Origin of the sequence: Streptomyces sp. SudanB5_2050, from assembly GCF_964272335.1 — a bacterium.
Taxonomy (GTDB): Bacteria; Actinomycetota; Actinomycetes; order Streptomycetales; family Streptomycetaceae; genus Streptomyces; species Streptomyces rochei.
This window is the reverse complement of record NZ_OZ186760.1, coordinates 1,005,366-1,028,789: the sequence shown is the minus strand read 5'-3', so window position 1 is coordinate 1,028,789 and position 23,424 is coordinate 1,005,366. Positions and strand designations below refer to the sequence as shown.

16 protein-coding genes and 1 pseudogene are annotated in these 23,424 nt (G+C 72.8%); 10 read left to right on the top strand and 7 right to left on the bottom strand.

Going from position 1 to position 23,424, the window contains the following annotated elements; all coding sequences use genetic code 11:
- Positions 1 to 25 precede the first annotated feature (25 nt).
- The 5 genes from ACFZP7_RS04345 to ACFZP7_RS04325 form a co-directional block, all read right to left on the bottom strand.
- Positions 26 to 1,909 carry a hypothetical protein gene (locus ACFZP7_RS04345; protein WP_385633887.1) on the bottom strand — a complete coding sequence of 628 codons (1,884 nt, stop codon included), beginning with the start codon at positions 1,907 to 1,909 and terminating at the stop codon, positions 26 to 28.
- 181 nt (positions 1,910 to 2,090) lie between these two features.
- Complete coding sequence (locus tag ACFZP7_RS04340; RefSeq protein ID WP_385633886.1) at positions 2,091 to 3,554, bottom strand: protein kinase domain-containing protein; 1,464 nt, start codon at positions 3,552 to 3,554, stop codon at positions 2,091 to 2,093.
- Between the two features lie 210 nt (positions 3,555 to 3,764).
- Positions 3,765 to 6,665 (bottom strand): NUDIX domain-containing protein, encoded by a 2,901-nt coding sequence (locus tag ACFZP7_RS04335; RefSeq protein WP_385633885.1) that lies wholly within the window; start codon positions 6,663 to 6,665, stop codon positions 3,765 to 3,767.
- Positions 6,666 to 7,035: 370 nt separating this feature from the next.
- Positions 7,036 to 8,640: an amidase gene (locus ACFZP7_RS04330; protein ID WP_385633884.1), complete on the bottom strand. Its 1,605-nt coding sequence runs from the start codon at positions 8,638 to 8,640 to the stop codon at positions 7,036 to 7,038.
- Positions 8,641 to 8,707: 67 nt separating this feature from the next.
- Complete coding sequence (locus ACFZP7_RS04325; protein WP_385633883.1) at positions 8,708 to 9,154, bottom strand: DoxX family protein; 447 nt, start codon at positions 9,152 to 9,154, stop codon at positions 8,708 to 8,710.
- Positions 9,155 to 9,328: 174 nt separating this feature from the next.
- Here ACFZP7_RS04325 and ACFZP7_RS04320 point away from each other — a divergent pair, with 174 nt between their 5' ends.
- The 3 genes from ACFZP7_RS04320 to ACFZP7_RS04310 all read left to right on the top strand — a co-directional run bounded on the left by ACFZP7_RS04320 (position 9,329) and on the right by ACFZP7_RS04310 (position 11,553).
- On the top strand, positions 9,329 to 10,042 hold the full coding sequence (locus ACFZP7_RS04320; protein ID WP_385633882.1) for a lytic polysaccharide monooxygenase: 714 nt from the start codon (positions 9,329 to 9,331) through the stop codon (positions 10,040 to 10,042).
- A 238-nt stretch (positions 10,043 to 10,280) separates the two neighbouring features.
- Entirely contained in the window at positions 10,281 to 11,222 is a 942-nt protein-coding gene (locus ACFZP7_RS04315) for a TerC family protein (RefSeq protein ID WP_019327251.1), read from the top strand.
- 91 nt (positions 11,223 to 11,313) lie between these two features.
- Positions 11,314 to 11,553, top strand: a complete 240-nt coding sequence (locus ACFZP7_RS04310) for a hypothetical protein (protein WP_037823131.1) — start codon at positions 11,314 to 11,316, stop codon at positions 11,551 to 11,553.
- Between the two features lie 13 nt (positions 11,554 to 11,566).
- On the opposite strand, the gene ACFZP7_RS04305 is transcribed toward ACFZP7_RS04310, so the two are convergent.
- Positions 11,567 to 12,493, bottom strand: a complete 927-nt coding sequence (locus ACFZP7_RS04305; RefSeq protein WP_385633881.1) for a DUF3152 domain-containing protein — start codon at positions 12,491 to 12,493, stop codon at positions 11,567 to 11,569.
- Positions 12,494 to 12,606: 113 nt separating this feature from the next.
- Between ACFZP7_RS04305 and ACFZP7_RS04300 the strand changes: the two genes are divergently transcribed.
- The 7 genes from ACFZP7_RS04300 to ACFZP7_RS04270 all read left to right on the top strand — a co-directional run bounded on the left by ACFZP7_RS04300 (position 12,607) and on the right by ACFZP7_RS04270 (position 21,819).
- Positions 12,607 to 13,293, top strand: a complete 687-nt coding sequence (locus ACFZP7_RS04300) for a response regulator transcription factor (RefSeq protein ID WP_046249738.1) — start codon at positions 12,607 to 12,609, stop codon at positions 13,291 to 13,293.
- An 11-nt stretch (positions 13,294 to 13,304) separates the two neighbouring features.
- Positions 13,305 to 14,801: an ATP-binding protein gene (locus ACFZP7_RS04295; protein ID WP_385633880.1), complete on the top strand. Its 1,497-nt coding sequence runs from the start codon at positions 13,305 to 13,307 to the stop codon at positions 14,799 to 14,801.
- Entirely contained in the window at positions 14,798 to 15,439 is a 642-nt protein-coding gene (locus tag ACFZP7_RS04290; protein WP_385633879.1) for a hypothetical protein, read from the top strand. The genes ACFZP7_RS04295 and ACFZP7_RS04290 overlap by 4 nt, the downstream gene beginning before the upstream one ends.
- A 112-nt stretch (positions 15,440 to 15,551) precedes the next feature.
- On the top strand, positions 15,552 to 18,350 hold the full coding sequence (locus ACFZP7_RS04285) for a hypothetical protein (protein WP_385633878.1): 2,799 nt from the start codon (positions 15,552 to 15,554) through the stop codon (positions 18,348 to 18,350).
- Between the two features lie 105 nt (positions 18,351 to 18,455).
- Positions 18,456 to 19,625 (top strand): CaiB/BaiF CoA transferase family protein, encoded by a 1,170-nt coding sequence (locus tag ACFZP7_RS04280; protein ID WP_385633877.1) that lies wholly within the window; start codon positions 18,456 to 18,458, stop codon positions 19,623 to 19,625.
- Positions 19,626 to 19,682: 57 nt separating this feature from the next.
- Positions 19,683 to 21,368, top strand: coding sequence for a cytochrome c oxidase subunit I (gene ctaD / locus ACFZP7_RS04275; RefSeq protein ID WP_385633876.1), 1,686 nt, complete (start codon positions 19,683 to 19,685; stop codon positions 21,366 to 21,368).
- 4 nt (positions 21,369 to 21,372) lie between these two features.
- On the top strand, positions 21,373 to 21,819 hold the full coding sequence (locus ACFZP7_RS04270; protein ID WP_385633875.1) for a cytochrome c oxidase subunit 4: 447 nt from the start codon (positions 21,373 to 21,375) through the stop codon (positions 21,817 to 21,819).
- Here the strand turns inward: ACFZP7_RS04270 and ACFZP7_RS04265 are convergent.
- Positions 21,759 to 23,372 (bottom strand): annotated as a pseudogene (locus ACFZP7_RS04265) (cytochrome bc complex cytochrome b subunit). The gene ACFZP7_RS04270 and the pseudogene ACFZP7_RS04265 sit on opposite strands and share 61 nt — an antisense overlap.
- Positions 23,373 to 23,424: the final 52 nt, after the last annotated feature.

Below are 23,424 nucleotides of genomic sequence, written 5' to 3'. Positions count from 1 at the left end.
TCAGTCACCCCCGGGTCATGCGTGTTCAGCTCAGCAGCTGTCTGATCGCCGTCACCACTGCCTCGCCCGTCTGCTGGACGGCCGTGCCGGCGACCAGGGCGGGAAGGGAACGGACCGCTGTACGCAGGACGGGGCGAAAACCGTCGCTCTCCGGGTCCGTCAGGGCGCCCGCCAGCACCGTCGTCTGGTCCCGCAACGCGTCCGGGTCGCCCAGCTGGGCAGCGTGACGGTCGATGTCCGCGCGGAAGGCGGCCAGGAGGGCGGTGAGGGATTCGAGGGCGTCGGACGGGACACCGCCCTGGCCGGTGCCGGTCTGTGTGACGTGCGTCAGACGACGGCCGACGGCGTTCTGCGCGGTGCCGGTGTTGTCACCGCCGATGCTGATGCCGGACCCGGGGGTCCCGGCGGGCTCGGGCGACGGGTCCCTGCGCGGAAATCCCGGGCTCATGGGCACTCCTTCGGTCGGGGCGGCGGTGGATGCCGCGGGCGTCGTCTGCGCCACCTGGGTCAGCGTCACGCCCCCTGCCAGCTGGATTCCCGCGTTGTTGTCGCCCAGCACTTGGATGCTGTTGATCACTGTGCGCCGGTCGGAGAACGCCTCCGTCGCGAAACCATGGCGTGCGAGCAGCGCCTCCACCGCGTTGAGGACGGCGGCCTGCATCAGTTCGACGTGGCGTTCGGCGTCGCCCTTCTGGTGCAGATCGGAGACCTCGGGCAGGGACAGGGCGTCGCGCACACTCAACGGGCCGTCGCGCTCGGCCGGTTCCGGATCCCGCTCCGGCGTCTTGCGGAGCTGCCGCCACAGCGCCAGCCACAGCTCCGCCGCACCCCGCAAGCCCTCCAGCGCGGCGGGACCGGCCGGTGCGGGCAGGGGCAGCAGGGGCGCCAGTACCTGGGGCCGCAGCGTGACGCGCAGTTCACCGGCCTGGAGGGCCGCGTGCACGAAGAGGCTCACCACCAGCTGCCCCTGCCAGCTGACACACTGGGCCCGCAGATACGGCCGCTCCGGCCGGCCCAGGCCGCCCGCCGTCCGCGGTGTTCCGGTCCCGCTCCGGCTGCGCTCCAGCCACAGGCCGGCCGGCAGGGCCAGGACCCGGGCCACCGAGAAGCCGGGCAGTGGGGCGGTCTCCTCGGTGCTTCCGGGGCCGGACTCACCGTGGCCGGTGGCGGCCAGTGCGGCTCCGATGCTGTCCAGCAGCTCCGTCTCGCGCAGGGGCACCACCGGGCGCTCGGGCGTCCCCGGCCGCAACGGCACGCGCATCTCCGCTGCCCCCCGGGCTTCCCTGCCCGCGCCGATGAAACGACCCGCTCCGTCGTACGGCAACTCGGTGGCGTTCTGCCGGGTGCGGATCTGTTCCACAGGGCCGCGGGTTCGCGGGCCGACCGAGGGCGGTCGTTCCCGGGCACCGGCGTCCCGGCTCACCCGGCTCCTCGCGGACCTGGCGAGCATCCCGTCGACGACGTACACCAGAGTCACGGCCGAGGCCAGTACGACGGGTAACTGGGCGCTGCGCACCCACAGTTCGTGGAAGTCGTCCTGCTTCTGCGTCGCGACCAGCGTGAAGACCCAGAAGCCGATCAGCGGGGTCATCGCCCAACTCGCTCCGGACGAGCCCAGCGTCCAGGCGAAGCCCAGCACACCCAGCCACGCCAGAGCCGCGGCCGGCGCCCAGACCACGACGGCCCCGAGCACCGCCACCACCACGATCCGGCGAAGCAGCCGCCACCGACGGACGCGTACTCCGTGCAGCAGCACCGGAACCAGATCGAAACCGTACGAGGGGACCGCGCGCGCAGGGTCGCGCAGCACGTCCTTGACCAGCTGGGGCAACAGGGCCTCGCTCCACGGCCTGGGACCGCCGACGCGGGCCGGGCGCGCGTAGAGCGCCGTGCAGAGCAGCCGTGTCACGTCGGAACCCGCCGCCTGCGGCAGTGGCTCGCCCGCCGGTAACTCTCTGGTCCGCATCCTCGATGGCCCCCCGGTCCGGCGCAAACGGTGCCTGGAGGCATTTTCGCCTCACCGGCCCCGTTCACGCCATACCCGCACACGGCCCGGCGGAGCCGGTGCGTCGACCCGAGCGCTCCTGGCTTCAGCGTTTCGCGGGCGACGGCTTGGCAGGGTCGTGCGCGCCCTTGCCGCCGGCCCTCTCCGTCTTCTTCGCCTGACCTGGTGCGTGGTTCGGGCCTTCGCCTGCCGTGCCGTCCTCCGTCGCGGCAGGACGCTGCTCCGTGGAACTGGGTGTGATCCGGTCCGTGGTCGACGGTGCGGAGTCGCGCGTGGCAGCGCCGGTGCCGGACGCACGTTCCGTGCCGTGGGAGGAGGAGGGGGCGGGACGTCCGGTGCCCTCATCGGAGAGGGAACCTGCAGAGGCGCCGGGGTCGGTGGACGGCCGCCCTGCGTCGGCAGACGGCGCGGCTGCCCCCTTCTCTTGCGCGGTGAGCGGAGGAGCGGCCTCGTCAGTGGGGGCCCCGGCGACCTCGGCCGCGCTCCGGTCGTCGCCCGGTGAGGCTGCATCGTCGGTCACGCTGAGGGCGGTCGCCATGACGGCGGTAAGGGTGACGGTCGCGCCCGCGAGGAGTGCGCGCCTGCGCGGACGCGTGGCGCGGGGAGCGTTCGGAAGCCCGACCGCCGGCGGTTTCGGACGCGTGCGGTCGCCAGGCCGCGACGCCACGTCGCGCGGGACGAGGCTCACGGCGGGCGCCGAGGGGGCGAGCCCGGGCGGGACCGTGTCGGCGACTTCCGCCAGGGTGCGGGCGCAGTCACGGGCGGTCGGGCGGTTCCGCGCGTCCAGGGCCGTCATGTGCCGGAGCAGGTCCGCCCATTGCTCCGGCAGATGGTCGGGGAGGACGGGTGGGCGGTGCAGTCGAGCGATCGCGGCTTCGAGGGGCCCACCGTCGTACTCGACCCTGCCCGTGAGGCATTCGAGGAGGACGAGACCGAGGGCGTACACGTCGGCGGCCCGGCCGACGGGATGCCCGAGAACCTGCTCGGGGGAGAGATAGGCGGCGGTGCCGACGAGGGTACCGGTGGCGGTGCGGGTGGTGGCGTCCAGCCGACGGGAGATGCCGAAGTCCGTGAGATACGTACGGTGCGAGGCGTCGAGGAGGATATTGGACGGCTTGACGTCCCGGTGCACGATTCCCGCCGCGTGTGCGTGCGCCAGCGCCTGGGCGAGGCCGACACCGACCGCGGCCGTCGCCGCGAGTGACAAGGGGGCCCGGGCGATGCGCTTCTTCAGCGTCTCGCCTTCGATCAGTTGCATGACCAGGAAGCCACGGCCGTTGTGCTGTCCGGCGTCGTACGCGGTGACGAGACCGGGGTGATCCAACCGCGCCAGGATCACCGCTTCGTCGTTCGAGACCTCTTCGACGTCGAAGCCGGTGTCGGGCCTGAACACCTTGACCGCCACCGGCCGCTTCAACCGCAGATCGAAACCCCGATGGACGTCCGCGGCGCCGCCCGAACCGATGAGGCCGTCGAGTCGGTAGCGGCCGCACAGCACCTCGGCGGAGCACCGGGCAGCCATGACCCGGGCCGACTCACGAAGTCCCATTCCCTCTCCCCCTGCATCGAGGCACGGACGCGGCCCGCCTCCGGCATGCCGCCGCACCCGGCTACCCGTAGACAGGCTTCCGACACCCGACCGCCTCACCCGCACCTCCGAAACCCTCCGCATTACGTCGAGGCGACGATCCTCCTCACGGTGATACGGCCGGCCGCTGTCGTGGCGGGCGCAGGGGGTGTGTGTCGCTCGGGGGGCGGGTCATGCGGGCCAGCCCGTCTCGCTGTACGGCTCGCCGTTCTGGATCTTCGTGATGGCCAGGCGGGTATAGGGGACGAGGTCGTCGGGAAGGGCGGCGGGATCCCAGAACTTCCACTGGGTGCACTTGTCCGGCTCGCGCAGCACCGGCTCGCCGCCCCAGGTACGGGCGCGGAAGAACAGGGCCATGCGGGGCGGGTTCCTGGGCTGACCGATGTGGTGGACGACATGGACGAGTTCCACGTCCTGGCGCTCGATGCGCAGCCCGGCTTCCTCCCTCGCCTCCCTGATCAGGCAGTCGATGGCGTTCTCCTGCTCGCAGTGGCCGGCCAGGACGTGCCAGGTGGACGGCGCGAACGCGGAGTCGGGGTGGCGCAGCCCGAGCAGCACCGTCCCGTCGGGGCGTTCCAGGTAGAGGTGGACGCCGATGATGTGGGGGACCGTGCCGTGCGGTGACGGTGGACGATGTTCCGCGGGTGCGGGTGCGGGTGCGGGTGCGGGTGCGGGTGCGGGTCCGGGTCCGGGCTCGGGTCCGCTCCGGATCGGCGGGAGGCCGGCGGCGTGGCGTCGTACGAGGGCGCTGGTCGTGTCCGCGATGCGCAGGCGGTGAAGGTCGTCGGGAGTGAACCAGGCGAGCATCACCCCCTCGGTCAAGCGGAGTTCGCGCGGGTCGCCGTTCCAGCGGCCGGCGTAGACGGCGATGGGTACGGTCGTGCCGTCGTCGTGGGAGGCGTACTCGGTGGCGAACGGGGACAGGTCGGCGAGATCGAGGCCGGCTTCCTCGGCCAGTTCGCGCCGCACGGTGTCTTCCAGGGTGGCGTCCTGGGGCTCTCGGCCGCCGCCGAGCAGGGACCACATGCCCGGCTCCCAGATCTGTCCGGGGAAGTAGTCGCGGAGATGGAGCAGGTACTCGCCGCGGTCGTTGTAGATCAGGGCCGAGGCGTTGGCCGCCTCCGGCTCGACCTGGAGAGCGTCGCCGCTCATCCGGCGTTGCAGCTCCCACAGGGACCGGAACAGCCCCGGCTGCCGCGTGAGTTGGGCGTAGGTGCCCTCCTGGACGATCCGCCCTTGGTCCAGGACCACGATCCGGTCGGCGACGGCCACGTTGGTGAGGCGGTGCGTGATCAGCAGGATGGCGCGGTCCTTGGCCAGTTCGCGCAGGCCGGCGAAGATCCGGTGCTCGGCGCGGGCGTCGAGGGCGGCCGTGGGTTCGTCCATCACCAGCAGCGCCGCCCGCCGATGGAACGCGCGGGTGAGGACCAGGCGCTGCCACTGCCCGCCGGAGAGCTGCTGTCCTCCGAACCACTCGCTGGTCAGCAGGGTGTTCAGGCCCGAGCGGAGCTTGGGAAGCATCTCCGCGGCGCCGGACGCCTCGCACGCGGCGAGCAGGGCGGCGTCGCTGGTGTCGCCCTGCCCGAAGGTGATGTTGTCGCGCATCGTCAGCGGCAGGTAGGTGAACTTCTGCGGCACCAGCGCGACGTGCTCCCACGCCCCCCACGGGTCCAGGTCCGCGGTGGAGGCGTGGTCCCAGGCCACGTCGCCCTCGGTGGGCAGCAGCAACCCGCACAGCAGACGTGAGAGGGTCGTCTTCCCGGAGCCGTTCTCCCCGACCAGCGCCACGATCTCGCCGCGCTTCACATGGAGGGAGACGTTGCTCAGGCTGTCCTTGGGGGCGCCGTCGTAGCGGTAGGTGACGTCACGGACCTCGAAGCGCTCCGGGGCCGCGGGGAGTGACGCGGTGCCGCGTGAGTCGATCATGGCCTGGCCGTGAGCGTTGTCGAGGAAGTTCTGCCAGTCCTGTACGTACCAGCCGGTGCGTACCAGGCGGGCCCCGCCGTTGATGATGCCGCGCACCGAGCCGGTGGCGGTCTGCAGGGCGAAGACGGCGCCGCCACCGGCCGCCAGGCTCATCCGCCCGGAGGCCAGGAGCCACAACAGCGCCGCCCACACCGCGGCCGAGGCGATCCCGCCGGCCACGGCTCCGGCCAGCCCCATCCACGCACCGGTGTTCGCGGCCTTGCGCTCGGCGGCGTTGACCGAGTCGGCCAGCCGCCGGTACCGCCCGATCAGGAAGGGGCCGGCGAGGCAGGCACGCATCTCCTCACTGGACTCCTGATAGGCCATGTGCCAGCGGAGCTTGTTCAGCATCCGGCGCCGCCCGGAGGTCTCCAGCCCGGCGAGGTAGAGCACGCGTGCGGAGCGCACGTACGCGGCGGCCTGCGGCAGGCACGCGAGGAAGAGCAGGGGGAGGAGCAGGGGGTGCAGGACGGTCAGGACGGTGGCGCCGGCCGCCAGCGTGGCGGTGGCCGCCAGCACGTCCTGCGCCTCTTCGACGAGGTCGGGGGTGACCTGGGCGCCGCGGTCGGCGATGTCGTAGGCGTCGTTGTAGCCGGGCTTGTTGTTGGCGGCCAGTTCCGCGCCGAGCGCGGCCTCGATCATCGTCAGCTCCGCCGCCCGGCCGAGCACCGGACGCAGACGCCCGGTGAGCCAGACGACGGCGATGCCCATCAGCGCGCGCAGGCCGGCGGCGGCGGCGATCACGGCGAGCTGCGGGGCGGCGTCCCACAGCCGCTCGGTGATGTCGCCCGAGGAGACCAGCGCGGTGATCGTGCCCGTGACGGCCAGGAGGCCGAGGGCCGCGAGGACACCCGTTCCGATCTGGCACATCAACAGGCCGACGGTCGCGCCGCGGTCCACGCGCCAGGCCATCCGCACCGAACGCCGCACCAGCGAGGGCAGGCGCCGCGCCATGGTGCGGGAGGTCAACAGGGACCCGGCCCGGAGCCTCGACTCGTCGCGGTAGAGGTATTCCTCTTCTCGAACACCGGCATCCTGCTGTTCGCCGTCCGGCGCGGTCCCCTCGGGTGGTTGTGGTGGCGGGTCCTGAGTAACGGCCGAGGTCATCGTTCCCCCTGAGACGGTCGCTGCGGCAAGGTCGTGAGGTCTAACGACGCGGGCGCGATATCGAACACACGTCATTCGGTCGTGCTGGAAAGCCCGTGATTCCCCGCGTCCGTGGAACCCGGGGGCGCCACATCCCTGGTCCGGCCTGGAGCGGCTGCGGGCAGGAAATGGCCGAAACGCCGACGCGGCAGCACCGCGGCACCGCAGCATCGCGTGGGCAGTACGCCCGGGCAGTGCAGGTGTTCATTCCTCAACCGGTGGGGAAACGGGGCGACTTCCACTCCTCAATGACCTGCTGCCTGCGAGGCCGGCGCTCTCGCGGAGCGCCGGCCTCGCACGACGCCGGCCGGCCGGTGCCGACCGCGGGGGCTCAGCGGGCGGTGTCCGGCAGGGTCGGCAGGTAGCGGGGTGCGCGCCAGGCGTCCAGCCGGCGCTCCACCGCGGCGCCCAGTGCGAGCAGTTCGGCGTCCTGGCGGTCACCGGCCATGAGCAGCAGCCCGACCGGCAGTTCGCCCACCGCACCGGCGGGGACGGAGAGGGACGGGTAGCCGGCGACGGCGGCCGGGGTGGAGGACGGGATCACGTCGTTGTCGCCCCGCGCGCAGTCGGTGGTCCACGCGGGCGGGTTCGTCGGGGAGGCGATGGCGTCCAGGCGGTGTGCGGCCATGGTCTCGTCGATGGACCGACGGGAGAGATCGGTCAACTCCGCGCGCATGGCCCGGTACTCGGGGTCGGTGGTCGGCGGCGCGGCCAGTGCCTGCTCGAACAGTTCCTGGCCGGCGAAGCAGGTCCGCTCGCCGGGGTGCGTGCGGTTGAACTCGATCAGCTCGGCGAGGTCCCGGGGCCCGTGGCGGGTGGCGAGGTAGGCGTCGATGTCCCGGTGGAACTCGCTCAGCAGGGCCGGGAACTCCAGCTCGGCCAGCCGCTCCTGGTACGGCATGCGCACCTCGACGACCTCGGCCCCCGCGGCCCTCAGCCGTGCCGCCGTACGGGTCATCAGGGCGTCCACCTCGGGGCCGAGCGACGGCAGCCGCCACAGGCCGATCCGCTTGCCGCGCAGGCCGCCGGGGCGGGTGAGCGCGTCCGTGGCGTCCCGCCGGCCGTCGTCGCGGACGGTGTCGTGACCGCTGAGCACGGCGAGGGTGAGCGCGGTGTCGATCACGTTGCGGGCCATGGGGCCCGCCGTGTCCTGTTCGGCGGAGATCGGCACGATCCCCGACTGGCTGACCAGCCCGAGACTCGGTTTGTGGCCGACCACCCCGTTCATCCCGGCCGGGCACACGATGGAGCCGTCCGTCTCGGTGCCGATCGCCACCTGCGCCAGCGACGCGGCCAGCGCCGCGGCCGAACCGGAGGACGAGCCACAGGGGTTGCGGTCCAGCACGTACGGGTTGTTCGTCTGTCCGCCCACCGCCGACCATCCCGAGGTCGGCCGCGCCGCGCGGAAGTTGGCCCACTCGGACATGTTGGCCTTGCCGAGGATCACCGCGCCCGCCGCCCGCAACCTCTTGACCAGGTCGGCGTCCGTGTCGGGCGCGCTGCCCGTCAGCGCCAGGGACCCGGCGGTCGTCGGCATGTCGCGGGTGTCGACGTTGTCCTTGAGGAGGACCGGGATGCCGTCGAGCGGGCCGCGGGTCCTGCCGAGCCGGTGCCTGAGATCGCTGGCGGCCGCCTGGCGCAGGGCCGTCGGGCTGGTGTGCAGCACCGCGTTGAGCTTGGGGTCGACGGTCTCGATCCGCCTCAGGTACGCGCGGGTCAGCGCGGTCGAGGACAACGCGCCGCGGTTCATGCGGGCCTGTAACTCGGGAATGGTCACGGTGTCGAGGTCCACTCCGTGGACGAGCGCCGACTCGGCGGGTCGCGCCGCATCGCCGGGCCCGGGGGCAGCGGCCTGCGCCCGCTGTCCGGGGGCCGCCGTCATGAGAGGGGCGATGACCAGGGTCGCGGTCAGGGCGGCCATGCTTCTCTTCTTCATGGCGGACAGCCCACTACGCCGGGCCGTCGGGCACAAGAGGCCCTGGGGCCCGGCGGGTGGCGCGCGCTCAGTGCCGGGGCACGGTGTCGTGGACGCCGCCGGCGTCGGCACTCCGTCGCACCGGACGGCGGAGCAGGGACGCCACGGCCCAGCGGCCCGGACCGGTGGCGGCGATCAGCAGGAAGGACCAGCAGAACAGGACGGCCGGTTCGCCGCCGTTCACGAGGGGGAACAGCGCGTCGGGCTGGTGCTCGACGAAGTAGGCGTACGCCATCGAGCCGGAGCACACCACGGCCGCGGCGCGGGTGGCGATGCCGCACAGCACCGCGGCGCCCCCGGCCAGTTGCACGGCGGCGGCCCACCAGCCGGGCCAGTCGGCGAAGCCGGGGCCCGGGCCGTGCGGACCGCCCAGCACGTCGAAGAGCGTGGCGGCACCGTGGCAGGCGAACAACAGTCCCACGACGATGCGGAAGAGTCCGATCACGTGGTCCCTGCCTCTGTCCAGTACGTCCATCGAGGGGGCTCCTCTCTCGCGGGCGATTCCCCGAAGGCCGGCCACCGCCCGGCGGTTCACCGCGCCGGAACCCTTGACCGTGCCCTCTCTCCGGCTATGGTCTAGACCTAGTGCCGCTAGGTCTAGACCTATACCGGCCTCCGTTCTCGGGCATATCCGGCGAAAGGGCATGGCATGGACATGAAAAGACGGGTGGGTCTCGTGGTCGGGGCGCTGGTCGCCCCGCTGCTCGCCGTCAGCCTCCCGGCGAGTACGGCCAACGCCCACGGGTGGGTCACCTCGCCCGGCAGCCGGCAGGACCAGTGCGCCGCGGGCATCGTCGACTGCGGGCAGATCAAGTACGAGCCGCAGAGCGTCGAGGGGCCCAAGGGCCTGCGCAGCTGCAGCGGCGGGAACAGTCAGTTCGCCGAACTCGACGACGACAGCAAGCCCTGGCGCGTCACGCCGGTCGGCTCGACGCACACCTTCACCTGGCACCACACGGCGCGGCACGCCACGGCCAACTGGCAGTACTTCGTCGGCGACCGCAAGATCGCGGAATTCGACGGCAACGGCGCCCAGCCCGCCCCGGACGTCAGCCACCGGGTGGACTTCGGCGGGCTCACCGGCCGGCAGAAGGTCCTTGCTGTCTGGAACGTGGCCGACACCGGGAACGCCTTCTACTCCTGCATCGACGTCAACATCGGCGGAACCGGTGGCGGCGACGGCGGCGGCGACGGCGAGCCCGGCGACTGCGCCGCCCCGGTGTGGAGCGCCGGCACCGTCTACAACGGCGGCGACACCGTCTCCCACGGCGGCCACACCTGGCGCGCCAAGTGGTGGGTGACCGGCGAGGAGCCCGGCACCACCGGCCAGTGGGGGGTCTGGGAGGACCTCGGAGCCTGCTAGACCGCGTGGACGGCTGGACGGCTGGACGGCTGGACGGCTGGACGGCTGGACGGCTGGACGGCTGGACGGCTGGACGGCTGGACGGCTGGACGGCTGGTCGGTTGGGCGGACGGTCCCGAGTGGGGCGGAGCGGCGCGCGCTCGGCGGGGCGCGCGCCGCTCCGGCGTCGGCGCCGAATGGTTCGGTCGTCCGGAAGCAGGTAGAACGGGAGGTACCTCCCGGCTCCTGTGAGGCCTCCATGTTCGATGTGCCGTTCTGGCTCTGGGCGGTCTTCGCCGCCACCGTCGTGATCTCGCTCGTCATCGATCTGGTGGCCCACCGCGGCGCCCATGTCATCGGATTCCGGGAAGCGGCGGCCTGGAGCGGACTGTGGGTGGGACTCGCCCTGATCTTCGGCGGGGTCGTCTTCCTCGTCCTCGGCGGGACGGCGGGGACGGAGTACACGACCGCCTGGCTGCTGGAGAAGAGCCTCTCGGTCGACAACCTGTTCGTCTTCGCCCTGATCTTCGCCTACTTCAAGGTGCCCCGCGCCTACCAGCACCGGGTCCTGTTCTTCGGAGTGATCGGCGCCCTGGTGTTCCGCGGCCTCTTCCTGGCCGCCGGCGTCGCCGTGGTCAGCCGGTTCACGGCCGTCCTCTTCGTCTTCGCGGCGATCCTCTTCTACAGCGTCTACAAGATCCTCAAGGGCGAGGAGGAGAGCTTCGATCCGGGCCGCAGCTTCGCCGTCCGCCTGCTGCGCCGCTTCGTTCCCGTGCGGGACGAGTACGCGGGCCAGCGGTTCTTCGTCAAGGAGGCGGGGAAGCGGGTGGCCACGCCCCTGCTGGCCGTCGTCGCCGCCATCGAGGCGGCCGACCTGATCTTCGCCGTGGACAGCGTGCCCGCGGTGCTCGCGGTCAGCGACGACACCTTCATCGTCTACACCAGCAACGCGTTCGCGATCCTCGGTCTCAGGGCCCTCTACTTCATGCTGTCCGGGCTGCTGGACCGCTTCCACTACCTGAGTACGGGCCTGGCGGTCATCCTCGGTTTCATCGCCGTCAAACTCATCCTCCAGGCGAGCCACAAGCTGATCAGTCCCGCCGTGCCGGAGATCCCGTCCCCGGTCAGTCTGGCGGTCATCGTGGTGGTGCTCGCCGTATCGGTGATCATGAGCCTGCGACGCCCGCGGAGTCCCTCATGACGGCTGAACACCGTCCACTGTCGTTATCGCCCGTACGAACGTAAAGTGGACGTAAAGGATTTTCGGACTCTCGCTGGTGTTGGTGAGAACCATGGCCCGTCACGCGCAGCACACCACGTCGCAGCAGACCAAGACACGACCGCCCGGAGAAGAGCGGACCGGTACCGGGCGGGCGGGAGCGGCGCTCGACTACACCTGCCCCTCCTGCGGCCACCACGTGCCCGCCGAGGTCACCCGCCACAAGACCCTCGGCATCTACGTCCCCGTGTGGCGCCGGGGCACCTGCCACAACCCGGACTGCTCCGCGGCCGGACCGGAGCGGCAGCGGTAGCGCCGACGCCGCGTCAGCCGACGGCGGGACCGGTGATCTGCCGGCCCTCGCCGTCGTACGGCCAGACGTTGGTGCGGCAGCCGTGCAGGCCCTTGATCTGCTGCATCATCACCGGCGCGGGACGCCCCGCCCCCGGGCACCCCACGTGGCCGTGGCCGAGGAAGTGCCCGACCTCGTGGTTGATGATCAGCGCCCGGTAGGACGTCACGTCGTCGGCGTAGTACTGCGTGGCCAGCAGCCACCGCTTGAGGTTCACCATGACGTCCTGGCCGACGTTGCAGTTGACCTCGCCCCCGGTGTCCAGACCGTAGCGGCCGCAGATGTCGTCCACCGTCCCGGCCGTCGCCAGCCGCACCCGGAAGTCGGCCGTGCCGCCGGACACCCGCCGGAACCCGGTCTCGCCGTCGGCCGTCCAGCCGCGCTCGTCGGCGAGTATCTGCTCCACCTCGGCCGCCACGTCCGCCGCCGCGATCCCGATGCCGTCCTCCACCTGGACGACATAGGTCAGGGTCCGCCCGCTCGGGCCGACCCGTGCACCGCCGCCCGACGCCGTGGCGAACGTACCGGGACCCGAGGACGGGATGGAGCCGGCGTCCGGGCGATCCGCCGTGCCGCCACCCTCCTTCCCCGCGGAGCCCGTCTCCTCGGCCTTCGCCGTCTCCCGCGTCGTCGCGTCCCGCGGACCGGCTCCTGTGCCGTCCTCGGGTGCCGACGGCCGGCCGGAGGGCGGTGCGGCGGGGGCGGCGGCGTCCGCGGGGCCGTCGGAGGGCGCGGACCGCTCCTTGACGACCAGCCCGCCGGCGAGCAGCAGGACGACGCCGGCCGTGAGCCCGGCCCACAGCAGCGGCGGTCTGCCGCGCCGGCGGCGGGCCCGGCTCCCGCGGCGGCGTCGGCGGGACGCGTCGGAGGCGGAGGGCGGAGTCGATCGGTGCACACTCATGATCACGCAGCCTGACCGGACCGTGTGATCGCCCATGGACGGCTTGTGGACCGCTGTGTAACAGCCGTGCCCCGCGCGCGGCGGTTCGCACGTACATACGCATACTGAGATCCATGCCACGGGTCCTGATCATCGAAGACGACCGCGCCGTCCGGGACGGCGTGCGCCTGGCCCTGCGCCGCCAGGGACACGAGGTCGCCGCCGCCGCGACCGGCGAGGAGGGGCTGGAACTGCTGCGTTCCTTCCGGCCCGACGCCGTCGTCCTCGACCTGATGCTGCCCGGCATGACCGGTCTGGAGGTGTGCCGCCGCATCCGCGCCCACGACCAGGTGCCGATCATCATGGCCACCGCCCGCGGCGACGACACGGACATCGTCGTCGGACTGGAGTCCGGGGCCGACGACTACGTGGTCAAGCCGGTCCGGGCCCGTGTGCTGGACGCGCGCATCCGCGCCGTGCTGCGCCGCGCGGGCACGACGGACGACCCGGGCGCCTCCCGGGTGGAACACCACGGCGATCTGGTCATCGACCGGGCCGGGCTCACCGTCACCCACCGGGGGCAACCGGTCGCCCTCGGCCCCTCCGAACTCAGGCTGCTCCTGACCCTGTCCGCCTCCGCCGGGCAGGTCTTCAGCCGCCAGCAGCTCCTGGAAGCCGTCTGGGAGCACAACTACCACGGCGACGCGCGGCTGGTGGACGCCTGTGTCAAACGGCTGCGGGCCAAGATCGGCGAACCGGCGGGCAGTCCGCACTACGTCCACACCGTGCGGGGCTTCGGCTACCGCTTCGGGCCCCGGTGAGAACGCCACGCGTGCCGCGCGCGCTCAGCGGGCTGCGCGTGCGGCTGGTGGTGGCCTTCACCCTCGTCGCCGTCGTGGCCGCGGTGACCACCGGCGCCCTCACCTTCCGCGAGGCGCGCAACGGCGTCCTGCAGCAGAGCCAGGACACCGTGATCGAGGACTTCCGGCACCGCGTCAACACCCTCGCCCCCAACTACCGCTTCCCGCCCGACGCCTCCGACCTGCAGTCCTTCGCCACCGACGTGTCGCGCGGCGGGCCGTCCCAGAACTGGCGGGTGCTCGTCGCCTACCGGGAGGCGCGCGCCACCTCCGAGCCCGGCGACGAGTTCCGCGAACTGTCGCCCCGGATGCGCGAGTCGGTGCGCACCCGGCTGGCCACGGTGTTCCAGCGCGTGACCCGCGACGGCCACTCCTCGCTGGTCGTCGGCATGCCCGTCACCTTCGCGGGGCGCTACACCACCGAACAGCCCGCCTCCGGGCTGGAGGTCTACCTCACCGTGCCGCAGCGCGAGGAGCAGGGCTATGTGGACGCGCTGGTCACCGCCATCGAGCGGGCCACCGTGCCCGCCCTGGCCCTCGCCGTCCTGGTCGCCCTGCTGGCCGCGCGGGGAGTGCTGCGGCCCGTGCGGGCCCTGCGCCGGGCCACCCGCAGCATCGCCGAGGGCCGCCTCGACACCCGGCTCGCGGTCCAGGGCTCGGACGAACTGGCCGACCTGTCCCGCACCTTCAACGAGACGGCCGCCGCGCTGGAGGGGTCGGTGGCGGAACTGCGGCGCATGGAGGCCGGCGCCCGCCGGTTCGCCGCGGACGTCTCCCACGAACTGCGCACCCCGCTGGCGGCGATGTCGGCGGTCACCGACGTACTGGACGAGGACGCGGCGGACCTCGACGAGGACACCGCGACGGCCGTGCGCCTCATCAGCGAGGAGACCACGAAGCTGGCCGGCCTCGTGGACGACCTGATGGAGATCTCCCGGTTCGACGCGGGCGCCGCCGCCCTGCACCTGGACGACATCGACCTCGCCGAGTCCCTGCGGCGCACGCTCGCCGCGCGCGGCTGGCAGGACACCGTGGAGACCGCCCTGCCCGGGCCCGGCGAGCTGCGCGGCCGGGTGGACCCGCGCCGCCTCGACGTCGTCGTCGCCAACCTCGTCGCCAACGCGCTGCGGCACGGGGCGCCGCCCGTCCGCCTGCACCTGCGCGAGGAGGACGGCCCCGACGGCGGGAGGCGGGCGGTCGTCGAGGTCCGGGACGGCGGGGACGGCATCCCCGAGGACGTCCTGCCGCACGTCTTCGACCGCTTCTACAAGTCGGACAGTGCCCGCACCCGCAGCGAGGGCAGCGGCCTGGGACTGGCCATCGTCACGGAGAACGTACGCCTGCACGGCGGCTCGGTCCGGGCCGGGAACCGTCCGGACGGGGGAGCCGTCTTCACGGTCGTCCTCCCGCTGCAGCCCCGGTGCGCCGGGGACGGGTCCGCGCACCCGCGCCAGGAGGACCGGACATGAACCCACGACGCACGCTCGCTCCCTTCCTGCTGTGCGCCGCGCTGCTCCCGCTCGCCTCCTGCGGCATCCCGGAGACCGGCGTGGTGGAGGCGGGGGAACCCGCGACCGGCGTCCTGGACCGGGCCGGGACGCCCGTCCCGACGGAGAGCGCGCCCGAGACCGTGCCCGCCGCCGCGGTTCCGCTCTACTTCGTCGCGGACGGCGCACTGGTGCCGGTGGTCCGCGAGGTGACCGGCACGGCCGACCTCGGCGGCGCCGTACTCATGCTGTTCAAGGGGCCGGACGGCGACGAACGGGAACGGGGGCTGACGACCGAACTGCCGCCGGCCGCCGGGGCGCCCACCGTCCGCGCCGACGGAGCGGCGGTCGTCGTCCAGCTCCCGAAGGGGACCGGGAGCCTCAGCGAGACGGCCGTCGACCAGCTGGCCTGCACGGTCGCCGTCGCCCGCCTGCGTCAGGACCCGGCCCTGGGCAGCGCGCAGGTGACGGTGGAACAGCCCGGCGGCCGACTCGCCGGCCGTTCCAGCGACGACTGCCCGACCGGCGCGGACGACGCTGCCGACGGAACGGGGGACACCGGCGGAACCACGGGCGGAGACACGGGTGGAACCGCGGGCGGAGGCACCGCCGCGCACTGACCGCACGCCCGCGCGCGCTCACAGGCAACCCCAAGCAACTCGTTCCCCTCCTCCTCCCACGAGGGCCGTCCGCACCGGCGGAGCCCCGGCCCGAGGCATTGAGGAGCGATTCTTGATACGTGCTCGACGGACATGGGCCGCCGCGGCGGCGGCCCTGACCGGGCTGGGAGTGGCGCCCGCCGCCGCCCACGCCGCACCCCGGCCGCCAGGCACCCCCTCCGTCCCGGCGACCCCGGCCGGCAACGCGGACCTCCCGCGCGGCTGGCAGGTCACCGGCACCGGTGACGACAGAGCCCTCCAGTGGCGCTCCCCGAGGAACGTCCCGCACGGCGACGCCCGGGTGGAGTTCCACGCCGACGGCCGCCTGCTCGGCGTACCGGAACCGGACGACGACGGCCGCACCTTCCGCTTACCGCTGCGCGACACCGGACCCGCCGCCCTCGACGGGCTCGAGGACCTCCAGGTCCTGGCCGCCGGCCGCCGCCTGGACGAGGAACCCGGCGCCTCGGCCCGCGAGCGCCGCCCCTCCCAGGCGCCCCCCGCGAAACTCCCGCCCCAGCTCCCCGCCGGCACCGTGGACCCGGGCACGCCCGGCCGGTTCGCCACCACGACCGGCGAGTACACGCTCGACCCGGTCCGGCTGCCCGGCCTCACCGCACCGGTCGAGATGCGCGGCGTGGTCGTCGCGCCCAAGGGGGCGACCGGCAAGCGCCCGCTCGCCCTGTTCCTGCACGGCCGCCACGCCACCTGCTACGTCCCCGGCCAGGGCGAGGAGGCCGTCACCATCGACTGGCCCTGCGCCGACGACGCCCGGCCCATCCCCAGCCACCGCGGCTACCTCCAGGACCAGAAGCTGCTGGCCTCCCAGGGCTATGTGACCGTCTCGATCTCCGCCAACGGCATCAACGGCCAGGACGGCGACCTCGAGGACGGCGGCGCCCAGGCCCGCTCCTCCCTGGTGCGTTCGCACCTGGACCGCTGGGCCGGCTGGGCCACCCGCCCCGCCACGGCACCGACGGCCGTACGCGGCGGCCCGAAGGCCGACCTGTCCCGCGTCCTGCTCGTCGGCCACTCGCGCGGCGGCGAAGGCGTCGACCGGGCCGCCATGGACAGCCTCTACCCGCCGCCCACCGACCAGGACGGCGCCCCCGGGCGCGCCCGCTGGAACATCCGCGGCACCGTCCTCGTCGGCCCCACCGCCTTCGGCCAGAACCCCGTCCCCGACGTGCCGTCACTGACGATCCTGCCGGGCTGCGACGGCGACGTCTCCGACCTCCAGGGCCAGTTGTACGTCGACGGCACCCGCGGGGTGAGCCGGGGCCGGGCCCTGCACAGCGCGGTCCACATCACCGGCGCCAACCACAACTACTTCAACAGCGAGTGGACGCCCGGCCAGGCCGAGGCACCCGCCTCCGACGACTTCTGGGACGACCCCGAGGGCCGCGACCCGGTCTGCTCGGTGGGCAGCCCCACCCGGCTCACCGCCGAGCAGCAGCACCGGGCCGGCGCCACCTACATCGCCGCCGCCGCGCGGCTGTTCGTCGCCGGCGACGACCGGGTCCGCGAGCTGATCGACGGCACCGGCCGCCGGGCCCCCTCGGCCGACCCGGCACGGGTGCTGACCCACGCGGTCGGCGCCGGACGCGGCGCCGGACTCCTGCCCGACGGCGGAGTGGAGGTGACCGGCGGACGCCTGTGCTCCGCGGTCGACCCCGACCCGGCCGCGGCCTGTCTCGGCGAGAACGCCCGCGGCGCCTCACCGCACTTCGCGTACTGGCAGCCGGAACGCGAGGTCGGCCGCGGCGCCGTCGCCCTCGACTGGACCGCACCGGGCGCCCCGGCCCGGATCCGGCCCCAGGCACCCGTCTCCCTCGAAGGCGCCCAGAGCCTCGCCCTGCGCGTCATCGTGCCGCCGGGCAGCACCGGCACCCGGCTCGACGTGTCCGTCACCGACGCCGCCGGCAAGCGCGCCACCCTCGGCGGCATCCGCGCCGACGGACTGCCGGGCAGCGACCGCACGGCCTCCTACTGGGCCCAGGAACTGCGGGTACCGCTCACCGCCGCCGCCCGCACCGGAATCGACCTGCGCCGCATCGCCTCACTGGAACTGACGCCCCGTTCGCGCTCCGGCCAGGCGTGGCTGATGGACGCCTACGCCTGGCAGCCGGGCACCCCCCGGGTGCGGCCGGCTCCGCTGGCCCGGGTCGACGTGGGCCGGACGACGGTCCAGGAGGGCGACGACGGGGAGCGCACCTACCGCGTCCCGGTGCGCGTCTCCGGCAAGAACGGCGGCACGGTCCGCACGTACGTCACCGATCCGGTGACCGGCGTGACCGAGCACCGGCTGGTGAACGTCCGTCCCGGCGGCTCCGGCATCGACGTGACGGTGAAGGTGGCGGGCAACAAGCGGTACTCCTGGGACACCTCGCACGACCTGCTGGTGAAGGCGGTCCGCGGATCGGTCGTCGGCTCCTACGCCGGCGGCGTCACCGTCCAGAACGACGACCCGATGCCCGAGGTCGCGGTGAGCCCCGTCGCCGACGAGGTCACCGAGGGGCAGCCGCTGCGCTGGCGCGTCACCTTGTCCGAGCCCGCCGACGTCCACGTCGGCAGCCTGCTGCTGCCGGTGCCGGACGACACCCGTCCGGAACTGTCCACCAAGGACGTCGACCCGGACTGGCTGCTGGAGAACGCCTGGGAGGTCCCCGACGGCGAGGTCCCGCTGTCCCGGCTGGAGTACCTCTCGCTGTGGGCCCTGGTCCCGCCGGGGGAGACCGACGCCGAGGTGACGGTGCCCACGGTCCGCGACGAGGTCACCGAACCCGCCGAGCACATCGGGTGGCAGCCCACCGACGACGCGGGTGAGCCGCAGGGCCCGGTGCTGAACGGCACGGTGCTCGACGCGTCGTAGACGACCGGCCCACCACCGCACGCGGCCCCGGACCGCCCCGTCCGGAGCCGCGTGCGGTGGCGCAGGTCACGTGTGAGGGCGCCGCCGAGCGCGCACGATGACGCCATGCCCGTTGACACCCCGCTCACCGAACACGGCACGGCAGCCCTCCGGGGCGTGCGGATCGCCGACTTCTCCCGCGTGCTCGCCGGACCGTACGCCACCATGCTCCTCGCCGACCTGGGCGCCGAGGTCGTGAAGGTGGAACGGCCCGGCACCGGCGACGACACCCGCGCCTGGCGCCCGCCGGCCGACGCCTCCGGCACCTCCACCTACTTCCTGGGCGTCAACCGCAACAAGCGGTCCGTCACCCTCGACCTCGCCACCGACGAGGGACGCGACCGGGCCCGCGAGCTGATCGCCGGCTCGGACGTCGTGGTGGAGAACTTCCGCCCCGGGACCATGGACCGGCTCGGGCTCGGTCCCGAGAAGCTGCGCGCCACCGACCCGAGGCTCGTCTACTGCTCCGTCACCGGCTTCGGCACCGGAGCGGGCGCCGCACTGCCCGGCTACGACCTGCTGGTGCAGGCCGTCGGCGGCCTGATGAGCGTCACCGGGGAACCGGACGGCGAACCCGTCAAGACGGGCGTCGCCCTCGTCGACGTCATCACCGGACTGCACGCCACCGTCGGCATCCTCGCCGCCCTGCGCCACCGGGAGCGCACCGGCGAGGGCCAGCTCGTCGAGGTGAGCCTGCTCGGCTCGCTGCTGTCGGCGATGGCCAACCAGGCTTCGGGCTATGTCGCGGCGGGCGTCGTCCCGGGCCGGCTCGGCAACGCCCACCCGAGCATCGCCCCCTACGAGACCTTCCACACCGCCGACCGGCCGCTCGCCCTCGCCGTCGGCAACGACCGGCAGTTCGCCGCACTGGCCACCCTGCTCGGCGCGCCGGAACTCGCCGACGACGCGCGGTTTCGCACCAACCCCGACCGCGTGGCCCACCGCGACGCGCTCCGGCCGCTGCTCCAGGACCGGCTGCGCACCCGGGGAGCCGACCACTGGGCGTCCGTGCTGCCCGAGGCAGGGGTGCCGGCCGGTCCGGTCAACGCCCTCGACGAGGCCTTCGCCTTCGCCGACCGGCTGGGCGTCCGAGCCGTCGTGGACGTCGACGGTACCCGCCAGGTGGCCCACCCGATCCGCCTCTCGGCCACTCCGGCGAGCTACCGCGCCAGACCTCCTGAGCTGGGCGAACACACGGAGGACGTGTTCCCCGCCGACCGGAGCGCGGACGGCTGACGCGGGCCCGGCGTGGCCGGGCGTCCGAGCCGGGGTCGCCTGGGTACCCTCCGCCGCATGGCGCTGGACGCAAGGACGGAACCGCCGCGCCGGACACCGGCGCGGCAGCGGACCGACCGCACGCTGGGCCGGGCGCTGGCCCGATGGGCGACCACGACCGATCACAAGGTGATCGGCAACCTCTACATGACGACGTCCTTCGGGTTCTTCCTGTTCGGCGGCGTCCTCGCCCTGCTGATGCGCGCTGAGCTGGCCCGCCCCGGCCTCCAGCTGTTCACCGCGCACCAGTACAACCAGCTCTTCACCGTCCACGGCACGATCATGATGCTGCTGTTCGCGACGCCGCTGTTCGCCGGGTTCGCCAACGCGATCATGCCGTTGCAGATCGGCGCCCCGGACGTGGCCTTCCCCCGGCTCAACGCCCTCTCGTACTGGCTGTACCTGTTCGGCGGCCTGATGGTGGTGGCCGGGTTCCTGACGCCCGGGGGAGCGGCGGCCTTCGGCTGGTTCGCCTACGCGCCGCTGAACAACGCGGTCTTCAGCCCCGGGGCGGGCGGCGACCTGTGGACCATGGGACTGGTGGTGACCGGCGTGTCCACCACGCTCGGCGCGGTCAACTTCATCACCACCGTCCTGTGCCTGCGCGCCCCCGGCATGACCATGTTCCGGATGCCGATCTTCACCTGGAACGTGCTGTTCACCTCGATCCTGGTGCTGCCCGCCTTCCCCGTGCTCACCGCCGCGCTGCTCGCGCTGGAGGCCGACCGGAAGTTCGGGGCGCACATCTTCGACGCGGCGAACGGCGGGGCGCTGCTGTGGCAGCACCTGTTCTGGTTCTTCGGCCACCCCGAGGTGTACATCGTCGCCCTGCCGTTCTTCGGCATCGTCTCCGAGATCATCCCGGTGTTCAGCCGCAAACCGATCTTCGGCTACGTCAGCCTGGTGGGCGCCACCATCGCCATCACCATGCTCTCCGCGGTGGTGTGGGCCCACCACATGTTCGCCACCGGCGCGGTGCTGCTGCCGTTCTTCTCCCTGATGTCGTTCCTCATCGCGGTGCCGACGGGAGTGAAGTTCTTCAACTGGATCGGCACGATGACGCACGGCTCGCTGTCCTTCGAGACGCCCATGCTGTGGTCGTTCGGGTTCCTGATGACGTTCCTGCTCGGCGGCATGAGCGGCGTCCTCATCGCCTCCCCGCCGCTGGACTTCCACCTGACCGACTCGTACTTCATCGTCGCCCACCTGCACTACGTGCTCTTCGGCACGGTCGTCTTCGCGATGTTCGCCGGGTTCTACTTCTGGTGGCCGAAGTTCACCGGCAGACTCCTCGACGAGCGCCTCGGGAAGATCCACTTCTGGACGCTCTTCGTCGGCTTCCAGACCACCTTCCTCGTCCAGCACTGGCTCGGCGAGCAGGGCATGCCCCGCCGCTACGCCGACTACCTGGCCGCGGACGGCTTCACCGCGCTGAACACCCTCAGCTCCATCGGCGCCTTCCTGCTCGGCCTGTCCACGCTGCCGTTCCTCTACAACGTGTGGCGCACCCGCCGGTACGGCGCGAAGGCGGAGCACGACGACCCCTGGGGCTACGGGCGTTCCCTCGAATGGGCCACCTCCTGCCCGCCCCCGCGGCACAACTTCACGGCCCTGCCCCGGGTCCGCTCCGAGTCCCCGGCGTTCGACCTGCACCACCCGGACATCGCGCGACGCGACCAGCGGCACGAGCAGAGGAGGCAGTAGCCCCGTGAGGACCGAAGCCCGACTCTTCACCGGTGTGGCGGCCTTCTTCGCCGTCACCGCCGCCGGCTACGGCTGGTTCTCCCACGAGCCGGCCGGCACCGCCGCCCTGACCGTCGCCTTCCTGATGGCCTCGCTCGTCGCGTTCTTCCTGCGCGTGCAGTACCGCAAGCGCGGGCCGCGCGCCCAGGACCGCGACGACGCCGAGGTCCAGGACACGGCCGGCCCGCTCGACTTCTTCCCGCCGCACAGCCCGTGGCCCGTCGTCACCGCCCTGGGCGCCGTCGTCCTCGCCCTCGGCATCGTCTACGGCCTGTGGCTGGCCCTCATCGGCTTCGGTGTCCTCGCCGCGGCCGTGCTCGGCCTCGTCCTCCAGTACGCGGGCCGCGACGCTCAGCGCTCCAGCTCACCCGGCGGGGAAGCGGACTCCTCCGGTCCCGCGTCCTCCACGTAGACCCGGTCGCCGTAGTATCACTCGCTCAGGGCCGCCCGCAGCCGCCCCACCCGTGGACCCTCGCCGGGCGCGGTGGGCGCCGGCGGCTCCGGCTCCCGCCGCGACCGCAGCACGTGCCGCTCCTCGGGCCCCAGGGGCTCACGGGTCTCGACGTAGCCGCCCGCGAGCGTCTGCCGCAGGTGCCCCGTCTCCGCGCCCTCCTCCAGCCGCTCGCGCTCCCGCTCCCGCAACGCCAGGCAGACCCGCTTGGTGACCATGAGGGCGATCGGCGGCAGCACCACGAGAGCGACGCGGAACACCCAGGTCAACAGGTTGATCGAGACGTCGAAGACATGGGCGAGGATGTCGTTGCCGCCCGCCAGGAGAAGCACCCCGTAGAAGCAGACGGCCCCGACACCCAGCCCGGTCCGCACGGGCTTGTCGCGGGGCCGGTCGCACAGATGGTGCTCCTCGTCGTCGCCCGTCACCCAGCGTTCGAAGAAGGGGTAGGCGTACAGCACCGCGAACAGGGCGCCCGGCAGCAGCACCGCGGGCACCAGGACGTTCCACATGACGGTGTGACCCCACACCGTCGTCTCGAACGGCGGCATCAGCCGCAGCGAGCCCTCCAGGAAACCGACGTACCAGTCGGGCTGCGAGCCGAAGGAGACCACGTCGGGCCGGTAGGGGCCGTACGCCCAGATCGGGTTGATCTGCGCCACCGCCGCGAGCAGCGTCAGGACGCCGAAGACCATGAAGAACAGGCCCGTGGAGTTGGTCACGAACTGCGGGAACATCGGCTTGCCGACCGCGTTGCGTTCGGTGCGGCCCGGCCCGGCCCACTGGGTGTGCTTCAGGTGGAACACCAGGATCAGATGGAGCGTCACCAGCGCCAGCAGCAGCCCCGGGACGAGCAGGATGTGCACCGGGTACAACCGCGGGACGATGTCCTCACCGGGATACTCGCCGCCGAACACGAACATGCTGACGTACGTCCCCACCACCGGGATCGACAGCATGATCCCCTGTGCGATGCGCAGCCCCGTCCCGGACAGCAGGTCGTCGGGGAGCGAGTAGCCGGCGAAGCCCTCGACGAGGGCCAGCGCGAAGAGCGTCACACCGATCAGCCAGTTGGCCTCACGCGGCCGGCGGAACGCCCCGGTGAAGAAGACCCGCAGCAGATGCACTCCGATGGCCGACAGGAACACCAGGGCGGCCCAGTGGTGCAGCTGCCGGATCAGCAGCCCGCCGCGCACCTCGAAACCGATGTCCACCGTCGAGCGGTACGCCTCCGACATGCTCAGCCCGAGCAGCGGCTCGTACGAACCGTCGTAGACGACCTCCGTCATCGAGGGCTCGAAGAACAGGGTCAGCCACACACCGGTCAGCAGCAGCACGACGAAGCTGTACAGGGCGATCTCGCCCAGGAGGAACGACCAGTGCTCCGGGAACGCCTTGCGCAGCAGCGTCCCGGCCGAGGAGACGGGAAGCCGCTCGTCGGCCCGGTCGACGGTGCGTTCGGCCACGACGCGGGCCCGCGCACCCGCGCGGGCCCTTCTCCTCTGGAACAGCACGGCGCATGGATTCCCCGGCGCCCGCGCCGGAAACTACCCCGCCGCGCCGGCT

Excerpts from the sequence above, each read along its gene's own strand:
- ACFZP7_RS04300 (WP_046249738.1), top strand. The coding sequence starts at position 12,607 with ATGCCACGGGTCCTGATCATCGAAGACGACCGCGCCGTCCGGGACGGC.
- ACFZP7_RS04320 (WP_385633882.1), top strand. The coding sequence starts at position 9,329 with ATGGACATGAAAAGACGGGTGGGTCTCGTGGTCGGGGCGCTGGTCGCC.
- ACFZP7_RS04335 (WP_385633885.1), bottom strand. The coding sequence starts at position 6,665 with ATGACCTCGGCCGTTACTCAGGACCCGCCACCACAACCACCCGAGGGG.
- ACFZP7_RS04310 (WP_037823131.1), top strand. The coding sequence starts at position 11,314 with ATGGCCCGTCACGCGCAGCACACCACGTCGCAGCAGACCAAGACACGA.
- ACFZP7_RS04280 (WP_385633877.1), top strand. The coding sequence starts at position 18,456 with ATGCCCGTTGACACCCCGCTCACCGAACACGGCACGGCAGCCCTCCGG.
- ACFZP7_RS04330 (WP_385633884.1), bottom strand. The coding sequence starts at position 8,640 with ATGAAGAAGAGAAGCATGGCCGCCCTGACCGCGACCCTGGTCATCGCC.
- ACFZP7_RS04315 (WP_019327251.1), top strand. The coding sequence starts at position 10,281 with ATGTTCGATGTGCCGTTCTGGCTCTGGGCGGTCTTCGCCGCCACCGTC.
- ACFZP7_RS04305 (WP_385633881.1), bottom strand. The coding sequence starts at position 12,493 with ATGAGTGTGCACCGATCGACTCCGCCCTCCGCCTCCGACGCGTCCCGC.
- ACFZP7_RS04290 (WP_385633879.1), top strand. The coding sequence starts at position 14,798 with ATGAACCCACGACGCACGCTCGCTCCCTTCCTGCTGTGCGCCGCGCTG.
- ACFZP7_RS04340 (WP_385633886.1), bottom strand. The coding sequence starts at position 3,554 with ATGGGACTTCGTGAGTCGGCCCGGGTCATGGCTGCCCGGTGCTCCGCC.
- ACFZP7_RS04325 (WP_385633883.1), bottom strand. The coding sequence starts at position 9,154 with ATGGACGTACTGGACAGAGGCAGGGACCACGTGATCGGACTCTTCCGC.
- ctaD (WP_385633876.1), top strand. The coding sequence starts at position 19,683 with ATGGCGCTGGACGCAAGGACGGAACCGCCGCGCCGGACACCGGCGCGG.